At 57.8% G+C, this 13,954-nt stretch carries 15 protein-coding genes; 8 read left to right on the top strand and 7 right to left on the bottom strand.

Annotated features, from left to right (window positions below; genetic code table 11):
* Positions 1-33 precede the first annotated feature (33 nt).
* The gene (malQ, locus tag EQG79_RS23105) at positions 34-1,617 is read right to left on the bottom strand and encodes a 4-alpha-glucanotransferase (protein WP_129604571.1); all 1,584 of its coding nucleotides are present in this window, start codon (positions 1,615-1,617) and stop codon (positions 34-36) included.
* 314 nt (positions 1,618-1,931) lie between these two features.
* Between malQ and atpD the strand changes: the two genes are divergently transcribed.
* From atpD to atpC, 3 genes are all read left to right on the top strand, one after another.
* Positions 1,932-3,458, top strand: coding sequence for a F0F1 ATP synthase subunit beta (gene atpD, locus EQG79_RS23100; protein ID WP_077922266.1), 1,527 nt, complete (start codon positions 1,932-1,934; stop codon positions 3,456-3,458).
* Between the two features lie 103 nt (positions 3,459-3,561).
* Positions 3,562-4,269 carry a hypothetical protein gene (locus EQG79_RS23095; RefSeq protein WP_240699429.1) on the top strand — a complete coding sequence of 236 codons (708 nt, stop codon included), beginning with the start codon at positions 3,562-3,564 and terminating at the stop codon, positions 4,267-4,269.
* Between the two features lie 69 nt (positions 4,270-4,338).
* Positions 4,339-4,584, top strand: coding sequence for an ATP synthase F1 subunit epsilon (gene atpC, locus EQG79_RS23090; RefSeq protein WP_077922268.1), 246 nt, complete (start codon positions 4,339-4,341; stop codon positions 4,582-4,584).
* A gap of 64 nt (positions 4,585-4,648) precedes the next feature.
* On the opposite strand, the gene EQG79_RS23085 is transcribed toward atpC, so the two are convergent.
* Complete coding sequence (locus EQG79_RS23085; protein ID WP_129604568.1) at positions 4,649-6,067, bottom strand: ATP-binding cassette domain-containing protein; 1,419 nt, start codon at positions 6,065-6,067, stop codon at positions 4,649-4,651.
* A 20-nt stretch (positions 6,068-6,087) separates the two neighbouring features.
* On the opposite strand from EQG79_RS23085, the gene udk reads away from it, so the two are divergent.
* Positions 6,088-6,705: a uridine kinase gene (udk, locus tag EQG79_RS23080; protein ID WP_129604565.1), complete on the top strand. Its 618-nt coding sequence runs from the start codon at positions 6,088-6,090 to the stop codon at positions 6,703-6,705.
* 8 nt (positions 6,706-6,713) lie between these two features.
* Here udk and EQG79_RS23075 read toward each other — a convergent pair whose 3' ends face one another.
* Together EQG79_RS23075 and EQG79_RS23070 are read right to left on the bottom strand one after the other, a co-directional pair.
* A complete protein-coding gene (locus tag EQG79_RS23075; protein ID WP_129604562.1) occupies positions 6,714-7,370 on the bottom strand; it encodes a class I SAM-dependent methyltransferase in 657 nt (218 codons plus the stop codon).
* A gap of 45 nt (positions 7,371-7,415) precedes the next feature.
* Positions 7,416-8,483 carry a ferredoxin--NADP reductase gene (locus EQG79_RS23070; protein WP_129604559.1) on the bottom strand — a complete coding sequence of 356 codons (1,068 nt, stop codon included), beginning with the start codon at positions 8,481-8,483 and terminating at the stop codon, positions 7,416-7,418.
* 173 nt (positions 8,484-8,656) lie between these two features.
* Here EQG79_RS23070 and nadA point away from each other — a divergent pair, with 173 nt between their 5' ends.
* Genes nadA through nadB form a run of 4 tightly spaced genes read left to right on the top strand, consistent with a single transcriptional unit; the run spans position 8,657 to position 11,871 of the window.
* Positions 8,657-9,646: a quinolinate synthase NadA gene (gene nadA / locus EQG79_RS23065; RefSeq protein ID WP_077922273.1), complete on the top strand. Its 990-nt coding sequence runs from the start codon at positions 8,657-8,659 to the stop codon at positions 9,644-9,646.
* A gap of 20 nt (positions 9,647-9,666) precedes the next feature.
* A complete protein-coding gene (locus EQG79_RS23060) occupies positions 9,667-9,897 on the top strand; it encodes a DUF433 domain-containing protein (protein ID WP_077922274.1) in 231 nt (76 codons plus the stop codon).
* Positions 9,881-10,258, top strand: a complete 378-nt coding sequence (locus tag EQG79_RS23055; protein WP_129604556.1) for a DUF5615 family PIN-like protein — start codon at positions 9,881-9,883, stop codon at positions 10,256-10,258. Before EQG79_RS23060 ends, EQG79_RS23055 begins: the two co-directional genes overlap by 17 nt.
* A 2-nt stretch (positions 10,259-10,260) precedes the next feature.
* Positions 10,261-11,871 (top strand): L-aspartate oxidase, encoded by a 1,611-nt coding sequence (nadB, locus tag EQG79_RS23050; RefSeq protein ID WP_129604553.1) that lies wholly within the window; start codon positions 10,261-10,263, stop codon positions 11,869-11,871.
* Here the strand turns inward: nadB and EQG79_RS23045 are convergent.
* The 3 genes from EQG79_RS23045 to EQG79_RS23035 are packed head-to-tail and all read right to left on the bottom strand — an operon-like array spanning position 11,864 to position 13,932.
* Positions 11,864-12,562 carry a LytR/AlgR family response regulator transcription factor gene (locus EQG79_RS23045; RefSeq protein WP_129604550.1) on the bottom strand — a complete coding sequence of 233 codons (699 nt, stop codon included), beginning with the start codon at positions 12,560-12,562 and terminating at the stop codon, positions 11,864-11,866. The genes nadB and EQG79_RS23045 overlap by 8 nt on opposite strands.
* Before the next feature lie 3 nt (positions 12,563-12,565).
* The gene (locus tag EQG79_RS23040) at positions 12,566-12,760 is read right to left on the bottom strand and encodes a hypothetical protein (protein WP_129604547.1); all 195 of its coding nucleotides are present in this window, start codon (positions 12,758-12,760) and stop codon (positions 12,566-12,568) included.
* Positions 12,757-13,932, bottom strand: a complete 1,176-nt coding sequence (locus EQG79_RS23035; protein ID WP_165358944.1) for a sensor histidine kinase — start codon at positions 13,930-13,932, stop codon at positions 12,757-12,759. Before EQG79_RS23035 ends, EQG79_RS23040 begins: the two co-directional genes overlap by 4 nt.
* Positions 13,933-13,954: the final 22 nt, after the last annotated feature.

The raw sequence follows: 13,954 nt of genomic DNA, 5'->3' as shown, positions 1-13,954 counted from the left end.
GGTTAGGTGGCAACCCCCTAACCGGTTGTGTACCTACACGCGGCCGGTCAGCCGGGTCAGCGCCAGCAGCTTCTCGGCTACCTCAACCGTTAGCTGGTCGGGCTGCAGGCGCCACTGCCAGCTCCGGCCACCCTGTCCGGGGGTATTCATACGGTGCGTTTCGTCGAGGTTCAGCACATCCTGGATGGGCAGGATCGCCAGTCGCCCCACCGACCGCATCGTCAGCCGGATCATCTGGTCGACTATATTTTCTTCGGTAACGTCAAACCCGAGGTAATCGCGGATGCGGCCCCGCAGCTCCTCGTCCGACTCCCGGAACCAGCCCAGCGTCGTGTTATTGTCGTGCGTACCGGAGTATACGACCATGTTTTCGGTATGATTGTGTACCGCATAACTCGAGGTCGGCTGGTCTTCGCCAAAACCGAACTGCACCACCCGCATACCCGGAATGGCGTAGTGCCGAAGCTGGGGCTGAATATCGGCCGCCTTGGCCCCCAGGTCTTCGGCAATGATGGGCAGCTGCACAAACTGCCGGTACATCGATCGCATGAACGCTTCGAACGGCGCTTTTATCCATTCGCCTACGCGGGCCGTTGGTTCGCTGGCCGGAATCTCCCAGTACTCATAGAAGCCCAGGAAGTGATCGAGCCGGGTCAGGCTGTAGAGCGACTGCTGATGCCGGATCCGGCGCATCCACCACGAGAAGTCGGTCCGCTCGTGTTCGGCCCAGTCGTAAATCGGGTTGCCCCAGCGCTGGCCGTACTCGCTGAAGTAATCGGGGGGCGCCCCGGCTACAAACAGTGGCTGAAAATCATTGTCGAGTTTGAACAGCGCAGGATTGGCCCAGACGTCGGCGCTGTTGAGCTGTACGTAGATAGGAATATCGCCGATGAAATGAATTTTTTTGGCGTAGCAGTAAGCCACCAGCTCGTTCCACTGCTTCAGAAAGAAAAACTGTAGCACTTTAATCACCTCCAGCTCATGCCGAAGCTGTTCGGTATATGTAGCCAGCGCCGTTGGCTCACGGCGCATCAGCTCATCGGGCCAGCGCAGCCAGTACGGCTCGCCCGTTGCCTCCTGAAGGGCCGTAAACAGCGCGTACTCATCCAGCCAGTGGGCCTGCGCCCCGCAGAACCGCTCGTATTCAGATCGTTGCGCTGCGGTGCCATCGTTCAGGAACGCTTCCGCAGCCTGTCGCAGCAGGGGTCGTTTCTTGATCCAGGCCGCGTGCAGGGTCGACGGCGCAATGGTCAGCGGCCCCGACAGTACCGAGGGCGTTACATCACCCGAGGCAGCGGGCGCTTCGCTGACGGTAACGTCCTGTACCGGCTGCTGGTTGAACACCGCCAGATCATCGGCCTGGAGCCAGCCTTCGTCGACCAGCCTTTCCAGGCTGATCATCAGCGTGTTGCCGGCAAAGGCCGACGGGCTGCTGTAGGGCGAAAATCCGGAACCGGGGTCCAGGGGTGTCAGCGGCAGAATCTGCCAGTAGGCCTGCCCGGCGGCTTCGAGGAAGTCGGCAAAGCGGTAGGCTTCGGGGCCCAGGTCGCCCACGCCATGCGCCGAGGGCAGCGATGTTATATGGAGCAGCAGGCCGCTCGATCGAGTTTGAAGCATGAATCGTAACGTTGAGTCGGATTGAGTTGGGCGTCGCGGGTTGCCAACCAGTAGCAGGTCAGTACCTTTCGTCAGAAAAGGAGCCGTACCGGATACGCAAAGGCTACTGGCTGATAACGGACGACTTTCTTTTGTACAAATCGGCCAGCGCCGGTTTTTGTTTATTGCGTACGCTAAAAACCTTACTGGTAAACCCGTTTGGTAGTCGACCTGGCTGAAAATGAACAAATCGCGTCTTTACTTTACGCAGTTTTTCTCCTACTTTTGCAGTCCGAAACAACGGACAACTTTTCAATTAGCTATATCACATACAAATGATTACGGAAACGGCAGTCAATACGGGTAAGATTACGCAGATAATCGGGCCGGTCGTGGACGTGAGTTTCGAGGGCGAAGGCTCGCGGATTCCCGCCATCTTGGACGCCCTCAAAGTAACCAAAGCTGACGGGCAGTCGGTTATTCTCGAAGTGCAGCAGCATTTGGGCGAAGACCGCGTTCGGGCTATCGCCATGGACTCGACGGACGGCCTCTACCGGGGCATGAACGTAGTTGACCTTGGCACGCAAATCTCCATGCCGACGGGCGAAAGCATCCGTGGTCGTCTGTTCAACGTAGTAGGTGATGCCATCGATGGTATTCCTCAGCCGAAGAGCACCACGGCCCGCCTGCCCATTCACCGGTCGTCGCCCCGTTTTGAAGACCTCGCCACCTCGACCGAGGTACTCTTCACCGGTATCAAAGTAATTGACCTGCTCGAGCCGTACGCCAAAGGCGGTAAGATCGGTCTCTTTGGTGGTGCTGGTGTGGGTAAAACGGTATTGATTCAGGAACTCATCAACAACATCGCCAAGGCCTATTCGGGTCTGTCGGTATTTGCCGGTGTAGGCGAGCGGACCCGCGAAGGGAACGACCTCCTGCGCGAAATGATCGAAGCCGGTATCATTAAATACGGCGAAGGATTCAAGCACTCGATGGAAGAAGGGGGCTGGGATCTGAGCAAAGTCGATTTGGACGAGATGACCCAGAGTCAGGCTACGTTCGTATTCGGCCAGATGAACGAACCGCCGGGAGCCCGCGCCCGGGTGGCCCTGTCAGGGCTGACCATTGCCGAACACTTCCGCGATGGCGATGGCGAAGGAGCCGGTCGTGACATTCTGTTCTTCGTTGACAACATCTTCCGGTTCACCCAGGCGGGTTCGGAGGTATCGGCTCTGCTGGGCCGGATGCCGTCGGCCGTAGGGTATCAGCCCACGCTGGCTACCGAGATGGGTATCATGCAGGAGCGTATTACGTCGACCAAGCGTGGTTCGATTACGTCGGTACAGGCCGTTTACGTACCTGCCGATGACTTGACCGACCCCGCGCCGGCAACGACCTTTGCCCACCTGGATGCTACGACCGTATTGAGCCGGAAAATCTCCGAGCTGGGTATCTACCCGGCCGTTGACCCCCTCGATTCGACCTCGCGGATTCTGAGCGCCGAAGTACTGGGCGACGAGCACTACAACACCGCCCAGCGGGTGAAAGAGATTCTGCAGCGCTATAAAGAGCTCCAGGACATCATCGCCATTCTGGGTCTGGAAGAACTTTCGGAAGAAGATAAACTCGTTGTAAGCCGCGCCCGCCGGGTGCAGCGCTTCCTGTCGCAGCCGTTCTTCGTGGCCGAGCAGTTCACTGGTCTGAAAGGCGTACTCGTTCCGATCGAAGATACGATCAAAGGATTCAACGAGATCATCGACGGTAAGTATGACCACCTGCCCGAGGCAGCCTTCAACCTGGTTGGTACCATCGAAGATGCCGTTGCCAAGGGTGAGCGCCTGCTGAAAGAAGCCGGTCAGTAAGTAATCAGGAATCGACAGGTATTGGCCGTACATTGTTCAGCCAATACCTGTTGCTTTTTCGCTCAATGTCGTCTTAGCGTCGTAAACGAACAAACAAGTTGTTATGAAAACGATCCGAGTTGAGTGGAAAGCCCTGCTGCTGTCCGCTACCCTGCTGGCCACCACGACCGCTCTGGCGCAGGTCCCCGCCCTACCCGGCGCCGGTACTGCACCAACCACATCACCTACCTCCGTCAGGGGCGCTATTCAGGACACGGCCATTACGCCGTCGACTGCCCAAACGGGCGCTGCGGCTTCGACCGATAGCCTGCCCGACGCGCAACTGGACAAAGCCGTAGCCGCTTTGGAGAAAGGCGATAAAGCCGCGTCGGCCCAGGCCCTGCAAACCGGCATTGCCGCCGTAGAGGCCGAAGCCCAGCAGAAACCAAGCTCGTTTAAGGATAAGATCCTGAGCCAGGTGGGTAAACTAAAGACACTGCTGCCGCTGATTACGGGCGGAGGGCTGGGAGCGGGTGTTCTCGGTAAAGCCGTTGGACTGACCAAACTGGCCTCGGGAGCCGGTCGGATCGAAAATCTGGTCTCGGCCGGATCGCTGATCGGGAAAGCCAGCCAGCTAAGCAGCGGCCTGAGCGGCCTCGGCAGCGCCATGTCGGTGCTGGGTGGAGGTGGTTCGACGGGCAAATCGCTGGTATCGACGGCGCTGTCGGGGGTGAGCAAACTCGGCCAGGGTGGCCCACTGGCGAAAGCCGCTGAGCCCGCCGTAAAAAGCCAGATCGGCAGTGTGTTGAACTTCGTGAAGGGAGCTTTGTAAAATGGCAAATGATGAACGATACATGCACCGGGCAGATCATTCATCATTCATCGTTCATCATGTAATACTATGACAGTAGATATCATTACTCCAGACCGGAAGGTCTTTTCGGGAGAGGCCAGCGCGGTTACGTTTCCGGGCAGCGAAGGCCAGTTTCAGGTACTGAACGACCACGCTCCGCTGGTTAGCACCCTCGCCAAAGGCCCGATCGTTGTGCAGAGCGCAACCGGTCAGCAAACGTTCACCGTCGATGGTGGCGTGGTCGAAGTATTGCAAAATAAAGTGCTGGTACTGGCCGAAGCCGTAGTGGCCTGATAGCCCGTCCTGGTCAGGAAGCCCGGTACATACACAACCCTGTGTGTGTACTGGGCTTCTGTGTTTACCGGGGGGCCTCCGTGCTGATATCGAACGTCCGGTCAACGGTGTCGGGCAGGTCGCGCCGGTCGTGGGTAACAAACAGAATCGTTTTATCGGGCAAGCCATCGAGCAGCCGCCGGGCCAGCTCTACCCGGGCCGCGTCGATGGCCTGGAAGGGTTCGTCCAGAATCAGCACCGGCGGATTTTTGATCAGCGCCCGCACCAGCAGTACCAGCCGCTGCTCGCCCGCTGACAGCTGGCCGAAGGGTTTATCGGCTTTCTCACTCAGGCCGAAATAGCGCAGCATCGCCAGCAGGTCGGCCTGAGTGTCGGCGCTGGCCTGCCGGGGGATGGTCAGCGTATCGGTCAGCCCCGTAAGCACCACCTGGCGGGCGGTCAGCTGCTGCGGAAAATACAGGTGCAGTTCGGGCGAGACGAACCCGATCCGCCGTTTCACATCCCAGATGCTCTGGCCGGGCCGCCCCCGCCGATGATCGAACACATGAATCAGGTTGGCATACGCCTGCGGATGATCACCGTAGAGCAGACTCAGCAGCACCGACTTGCCGGCTCCGTTCGGTCCCAGCAGGGCCCAGCGTTCGCCGGGGCGCACCGTCCAGCTGACCCTGTCCAGGATAAGCTGATCACCGTAGCGCACCGTTACCTCGCTCAGCCGAAACGCTTCGCCGAAGTCGGCGGGTAGCGCCGATGTTTGCCAGATGGGTAAGGCCGTTTGTTGCGAAGGCCGCGCAGTGGGTCGATAGGCCTGAATGGGTCCCGCCCACTGAATCTGGCTCCCGCCCAGCTCGACCACATGGGTGACAAACGGCGGTATCGAATCGGCATCGGTAGCCAGCACAAGGGTGAGCCCGTGTTGGGTTAGTTCGGCCAGCCACTGGGTCAGTTCCTGTCGGAAAGCCGCATCGAGCCCTACGAACGGGTTATCGAGCAGCAGCACCGCCGGTTGTTGCAGCAGCGCCTTGCCGATGCGGGCTTTGCGGCTCTGCCCGTTCGAGAGTTTCAGGAACGTTCGGTCGAGCAGGGGGCTCAGGCCAAGCCGGTCCAGCAGCGGCCTGGCAGCCGCCGGGTCGGCAAGCTGGAGATAATCGCGCAGGGTGGGTGCGGCCTGGCCCCGGCTTCCTTCGTCGCTCATGGTAGCCTGGTACCGCTGCTGATAAAAATGGCCGCTGTACGAAAACAGCCGCGACTCCTCGCGAAACGACACGTAGGCAACCGACTGCCGCCGAACCAACCGACCCGCCAGCCGCGGCACTTGGCCAGCCAGGGTTTGAAGAAACAGGGTTTTGCCGCTGCCCGTTGCACCCACTACGGCCCAGCACTGGCCCGCGTGGAGCTGAAATAACGAATAGACCGCCGACGAACGACTGTTGTCGGGCAGCGATCTCTGATCAAGGGTAATGAGTGGGTCGGATTGATTCATGCGTACCTTATCTTTGCAAAATGACCACCAAACCGTTTATCGTCGGCATAACCGGCGGCAGTGCTTCGGGTAAAACATCGTTTCTGAAAGGCATACTGAGCGCCTTCGCCGAAGACCAGATCTGCCTGATTTCTCAGGACAACTACTACCGAAAAATCAACGAGATTGCGGTCGACGATCAGGGCGTCCATAACTTCGACCTGCCCGAAACGATTGATCACCATCTGTATGCGGAACATATTCATCAGCTTAGCCGGGGCGAAACGGTTCAGCAGATGGAGTACACGTTCAACAACACTGCCGTGACCCCGCGCCTGCTCACGTTTCAGCCAGCTCCCATCATTGTGGTAGAAGGCATTTTCGTGTTCCACTTCCGGGAGCTGGCCGACCAGATGGACCTGAAAATCTTTATCGACGCCAAAAATAGCATCAAGCTCGAACGGCGCGTCAAACGCGATGCCGAAGAACGGGGCTACGACCTCGACGATGTGATGTACCGCTGGAAATACCACGTCAAACCGACCTACAAACAGTTTATTAAGCCCTACCGCGCCGAAGCCGACATTGTTATCCCGAACAACGTACATTACCAGCGCGGTCTCGATGTGGTGATCTCGTTTCTGAAAACAAAGGTCTGACCCGCTGCTCATACGGGTTCACTGCTGATCAGCGCGGTCGATAGGGAGACAGCCTCGCCCCCTACGTACTGCGCCGGTTCAGCCAGCACACGCGTCTCCGTGACGCGGAAGCGGTTGGCCGCGAGCAGGTCGGCTACGTCAGCCGGTTCGAACAGCTGGAAGCCGTGCTGCACGAAGGGAAGCCGCACCATCACCGACCGGGGCCGGATGACGAGCAGCAACCGGCCCCCGGGCGCCAGTACCCGATGCAGCTCGGCCAGTTCGGCCGCCGGGTCTTCCCAGAAATAAATGACATTGACGGCAAGGGCTTTGGTAAAGCTATGGTTCGGGAACGGCATGACCGGCCCGCTGCGCCATATGAACTGAACCCGGCCCGTGTCGACCAGGGCGCGGTTGTGCGCAGCGGCCTCACTGACCATCAGGGCTGAATGATCGTAGCCAACGTAGCGCACCGACGGGTCGGACCCCAGCAGGTCCGGCACGAACCGACCGTTGCCCGGCCCGACCTCCAGAACCTGATCGCCGGGCTGTACGGCGAGCTGGTCGATGGCCCAGCGGTTCATCAGCTCGTTATTGATATTCATCCGGTTGGCAACGGCAATACCGGCCTCCCCTTCGGGCAAACGGAGTTGGGCGGCCAGCTGCCGAAGCGCCTGTTCGTTCATACGATCTGCGGTTTGTTCGCAGCAAAGATAGAACCGCCAGCCGGTCTATACGTCAATGACGACGCCGTTGCTGGCCGGGTAGCCGGTGCAGGTGAGTATCCAGCCCTCGGCCAGGTCGCGCTCGGTCAAGACATCGTTGATGGTCATGTGAACCGCGCCGGCCGTACAACGGGCCGCGCAGGTTGAGCAGCGCCCACCCCGGCAACTGTACGGCAACGGCACTCCTTCGTCCAGAGCCGCCTGCAGGATCGATTTATAGGCCGGTACGGCAATCTCGACGGACTGGCCCCGGTAGTGCAGCAAGACCGTCCGGTCAACGGCATGAACCGGCGGAGGGGCCAGCGTAACCGGCTCGACCACAAAGTTTTCGCGCCGGATCTGACGGGCCGGAATACCGCTAAAGACGAGGGTAAACTGAACCATCCGCATGTAATCGGCCGGGCCACAGACAAAAAACTGCACCGACGCCGGGTCGGCCGGACCGATCAGCTCGGGCAGCAGCGTTTCGAGCATGACGTTGTTGAGTCGGCCGGTGCGGACCGTGCCGTGCCGATCGGCCAGCTCGTGGGCGGGGTTGCTCAGCAGATGAATCAGCCGGAAGCGGTCGGTGTACTGCCGGTGCAGGTCGTTCAGCTCGTCGCGAAACAGAACGGTTCGGTCGGTGCGGTTGCTGTAGAGCAGGGTAACCCGCCGGTCCGGCTCGGTGCGCAGCGCCTGTTTAAGCAGGCTGAACAGCGGGGTTACACCGCTGCCGGCGCCAATCAGTACCAGGTCGCCGGAAGTGTCGTGATCCAGCACGAACCGACCGGCGGGCGGCAGACTCGTCAGCACATCACCAACCCGTAGCGTATCGAGCAGATGGCGGGATATTTGCCCGTTCTCCACCCGCTTGATCGTCAGCCGGAGCGGTTCACCGGCCGTCGAGCTGAGCGAATACGACCGCCGGACTTCGTGGCCCGCCTGGTCGAGGATGAGGGTCAGAAACTGGCCGGCCCGGTGCGGCACCAATCGCCCATCGGTCGACTCCAGGTAGTAGCTGGCGGCATCGAAACGGTGGCCCACCACGATTTCGGGCTGGATGCGGGTGATACGAAGGTGTAGCAGATCGCTCATGGCCTTAAAACTACACCATCAGCCGCGGTTGTTTGAAAGCCCGATCCATTTTCTCAAATTCGCCCGTAGATACAACTGCATCGGCGGGGCCGGTTCGGCGGCCGGCTTTTCGGCCCGCTGTGACATTTAGCCCGTTGTTGTTGTTTATGGTACAAACCACCTGCCAACCAGACATGGAAGCCTTGCTCGAAGAAGTACAACGCGTGGGTTATGTTAATAAGCCCGTTGCCGACGATATAGATTTAGTGGCCGAGATAAACCGGCTCAAAAAAGAAAAAAACGCCGTTATTCTGGCGCACTATTACGTCGACGGCGCCATTCAGGACCTGGCCGACTACATTGGCGACAGCCTCGGTCTGAGCCAGCAGGCGGCAGCTACCCCGGCCGACATGATCGTGTTCTGTGGCGTACACTTCATGGGCGAAACGGCCAAGGTGCTCTCGCCCCAGAAGAAAGTGGTCATTCCCGACCTGAACGCCGGCTGTTCGCTGGCCGATTCGGCGCCGGCCGATAAGTTTGCGGCTTTCAAGGCCCAGTACCCCGACCATATCGTACTGTCGTACATCAACTGCTCGGCCGAGATCAAGGCCCTGTCCGACATTATCGTCACCTCGTCCAACGCGCTGAAGATCGTAGAGAGCCTGCCCAGGGATCAGAAGATCATCTTCGCGCCCGACGCGAACCTGGGTCGTTTCGTCTCGAAAAAGACCGGCCGCGACATGGTGTTGTGGGACGGTGCCTGCATTGTTCACATCGACATCTCGCTGGAGAAGCTTCAGAAACTGCGCGTCGAGTATCCCGAAGCCAAATTTATCGCGCACCCCGAATGCCAGGAGCATATTCTGAGCCAGGCCGATTATGTCGGCTCAACGACCGCGCTGCTGAAATACGTGGTCGATAGCCCCGAGCAGACGTTCATCGTAGGTACCGAAGCCGGTATTCTGCACAAGATGCGCCAGGCGGTGCCGCACAAGAAAATCATTCCGGCTCCGGCCAGCCAGAACAACACCTGCGCCTGCTCCGAGTGTCCGTACATGAAAATGAACACGCTCGAGAAGCTGTACAACTGCATGCTGTACGAGCAGCCGGAGATCATTGTGCCGGAAGACATTCGGCTGAAAGCCTACGAGTCCGTAGCACGCATGCTGGAGCTGAGCAAATAAGCGGATTAAACACAAAGCGTATGAACTGGCGTGATTACATCCTTTCTGACCCGAACATTATGTTTGGGAAACCGGTCATCAAAGGCACCCGTATTCCGGTTGATCTGATTCTGGAAAAACTGGGTAATGGCGAAACCATGTCGCAGCTGCTGGAGTCGTACCCGCGCGCTTCAGAAGCGGCTTTGTATGCTTGCCTGCTGTTTGCTTCCGAAACAATAAAAAACGAGGTTGTCTATGCCCAGGCAGGATGACCTGACTTTTGTAGCCGACGAAAACTTTGACTTCGCCATTGTAAAACAGTTGCGGGCAGAGGGCTATTCCGTACTGGCCATTGCTGAATCGTTTTCCAGTATTTCTGATCCACAGGTGTTACAAATAGCCGTCGATAAAAAAGCGATTTTGCTTACTGAAGATAAGGATTTTGGTGAACTCGTACATCGGCTCAGGATGCCTCACTGCGGTATTCTTCTGGTAAGATTTCAACAAATGAGCAGTGCTGAAAAATCAAGGCGGGTTTGTGAGGTTATTGCCAGTCAGGGAGCTGAGCTATTTACCAGTTTCTCAGTACTAAGCAACGACCAATTACGAATCAGACCTGCTCAACCCAACTAAAAATGCCCCATCAATTCGATTTTTTAGTCATCGGCTCCGGTATTGCGGGGCTTAGCTACGCCACCAAGCTGGCCATGCATTTTGAAGACCGGCAGCAGCCCGTCAAAATTGGTGTCATCACCAAAGTGCAGGCCGACGAGACCAATACCAAATACGCCCAGGGGGGCATTGCCGCCGTCTGGTCAGAAGATGACTCGTTCGAGAAACACATCGAGGATACGATGGTAGCCGGCGACTACCTGAGTGACCGCCATATTGTTGAAATCGTTGTCAACGAAGGCCCCGGCCGCATCCGCGAGCTGATCGACTACGGCACCCGCTTCGACCGCGAGCACGACGGCACCGACTACGACCTGGCCAAGGAAGGCGGGCACTCCGACTACCGGATTCTGCACTTCAAAGACATCACCGGCGCCGAAATTGAACGGGCCCTGCTCGAAAAAGACCACTCGCTGCCCAGCATCGAAATTTTCACCCACTTCTACGCCGTAGAGCTGATCACGCGCCACCACCTCGGCGAAACGGTACATCGCTACGATACGAACAACGTTTGCTACGGCGCCTACGTGCTGAACACCAAAACCGGGCAGGTCGAGAAGTTTCTGGCCAAAACGACCCTGCTGGCTACCGGCGGTATCGGTAACGTGTATCAGAACACAACGAACCCCAGCATTGCCACCGGCGATGGCATTGCGATGGCTTACCGCGCCAAGGGCATCTGCAAGGACATGGAGTTCATTCAGTTTCACCCGACGGCGCTCTACGAGCCCGACAAGAAACCCAACTTCCTGATTTCGGAAGCCGTACGGGGCTTTGGCGGTGTCCTGAAAAACATGAAGGGCGAAACCTTCATGGAGAACTACGACCCCCGCCTGTCGCTGGCCCCGCGCGACATCGTGGCCCGGGCTATCGACTCGGAGATGAAAAAAACCGGCGATCCGCACGTCTACATCGACGTCACCCACGTCGACTACGACCGGTTTGTCGAGCATTTTCCGAACATTACGGCCTACTGCCGCGATCATTACGGCCTCGACCTGCGAAAAGATTTTATTCCGGTCGTGCCGGCTCAGCACTATATGTGTGGGGGCGTTCGGGTCAACGAATACGGGCAAACGAATATTCACTACCTCTACGCCGTGGGCGAATGCGCCTGTACGGGTCTGCACGGCGCCAACCGGCTGGCCAGCAACTCGCTGCTCGAAGCGGTGGTTTTCGGGCACCGGGCTTACCTGAAAACAATCGACAACTACCAGCAGGCATCGCTACCCGACGGTATTCCGGACTGGAACGATGCCGGCACGACGCACCCCGAAGAACTGATTCTGGTCACCGAAATTCAGCGCGAGCTGGAAGCCATCATGTCGAACTACGTTGGCATTGTTCGATCGAACCGACGTCTGAAACGGGCTATGGACCGGCTTGAGCTGTTGTATCTGGAACACGAAGAGCTGTACCGGCAGTCGAAAGTATCGGTGCGGATCTGCGAGCTGCGCAACATGATCGAGGTAGCGTATCTGGTCATCAAAGCCGCCATGGCCCGGCGCGACAACCGCGGTCTGCACTTCAACCTCGATAATCTGAAACAGGAGACCCGCAACGCTCTCACTTAACCCGCTCGAGCAGTTCGTCGCGGTAGCTTCCGCTGAGCGGCACCTGCACTTTACCGATCGTTAGCTGATGACGCTCGATTTTTTCGATGCGGTCCAGCGCTACGATATAGGATTTATGAACCCGCATAAACTGCTCGGCCGGCAACATCTCCATAGCCTCGCCGATGGTCATGCGGGTGAGGGTTTTTTTGCCCGTTTCCTGAAACGTCAGGTAATTGCCTTCCGACTCTACGTACTGCAACTCGGCCAGGCTGATACGGACCCAGTCGTAGCCATCTTTCACGAACACGTAGGGCGAACGCGCTGGCGTGCCGTTCTTGTCGGGACCGGCCAGGCGCTCGTAGGCTTTGTTGGCCGCCTGAAAAAAACGGCCGAACGCAATGGGCTTCAGCAGATAGTCGAGGGCGCTGAGTTCGAAGCCCTGCAGGGCGTACTCGGGATAGGCCGTTGTGAAAATCACCAGGCTCCGGTTGCCGACCACCTGCGCAAAGTCCAGCCCGGTCAGGTCGGGCATGTTGATATCGAGAAAGATCAGATCGATGGTCTCGGTTTTCAGGAACGCAAGCGCTTCGATGGCGTTGACGAAGGTACGCCGAAGGTCCAGAAACGGCACTTTGTCTGCGTGGGCCCTGACCACGTCGAGGGCAATAGGCTCATCGTCGATGGCGATGCAACGGAGTTGAGTAAGCATGGGTTATCGGCCCGTGGGCCGCTTCAAGCGTGTATACATCCGGTAGGCGGCCAGGCTGAAGAGCAGACTGATGACAACGTTCGACCAGTCGATGACCCCTCGTTTCAGGTACGTATTGACGAGGGTAACGACGGACAGGGCCGCAGCTATGGCGAAAAGACCAATCGATGCCATGATTAGCCAGGTAGTTGATTTCATCCGTTCGGGGTGAGGTTGATGCTCAAATCTACCGAAAATGTGTCGTTCTGATCCGTTATTCGCAGGGTGTGCTGGTTCGGATAGGCCAGGGCGAGCCGTTGCCGGACGTTGGCCAGCCCCAGCCCGGTTCCTTTTTCCAGGTCCGTACGGGGCAGAATGCTGTTCTCGATCCCAAGATGGAGGCTGTTGTCCTGAACCCGCAGTCGAATCCGCACAAAACAGGGCTGCTGGATGCTGATGCCGTATTTGAACGCATTTTCGATGAGCGGGTTCAGCAGCAGCGGCACAATCTGGGCCGGTTTCTCATCCCACTGAATGTCGGTGTCGATCCGGATATTGGCCTGGTCCGGAATCCGGACGCGCTGTAGCTCCACGTAATCGTCGATAAACCGCAGCTCGCGCTGTATGTCCGTCGTTTTCTGCCGCGACTCTTCCATCACGTAGCGTACAATTCCGGAGAGTTGCTGTATACTTTCGGCCGTTCGGGGGCTGTTTTCTACGATAGCTGTGCCGTAGATGTTGTTGAGTGAGTTGAACAGAAAATGCGGGTTCACCTGCGCTTTGAGGGCATCCAGTTCGGCCTGAATACGCTGCTGAATCAGCGCCTGCTGCCGACGGCGGCTATTTTGCCACGACGTAACCAGACTATAGCCAATATTCATCAACACAAAGCTGTTAGCCAGTGTCCAGTGGTAATCATACTCGGCCCCCCGTTGGCCGATTAGCATCGAAAAAATAGCGGCCAGGGTGAGCCATCCTACCACCGCAACAACAACATATACCCGACGACCGATAGCATCCCGCTCGAATAACACCTGGAACACGTACAGATAATGTAGCCGCAACAAAGCGGCAATCAGCAACGCTATGAGCAATAGAGTTGGCCATTCGTTCACGATAAGACGTACAGTGGTCCCTATAAGAATCCCGGCCCGGTACGACGAGCTGGCCTTTTGCCCAGTCTCTTTTGCCAATGCTCTATCCCGCTTTTCGGCTTTCTGGATACCGATGCTGATCCGCTTTTCGAGGCTGCTTTCCGTAAAATAATACACCAGGTAAGCCGGACTCACTACCAGCACAATCCACAGCCACCAGCGGGCAACAAAGGGCCGGGCCTGCTGGCCAAGCCAGCCAGCAAAAGAAGACCAGTAGCCAGTTTTTTCATTGTGCATACTCAAATTCGTCTCCATCAAC

The sequence above is a fragment of the Spirosoma sordidisoli genome, from assembly GCF_004138325.1.
GTDB classification, from domain to species: domain Bacteria; phylum Bacteroidota; class Bacteroidia; order Cytophagales; family Spirosomataceae; genus Spirosoma; species Spirosoma sordidisoli.
This window is presented reverse-complemented; position numbering and strand designations above follow the sequence as displayed.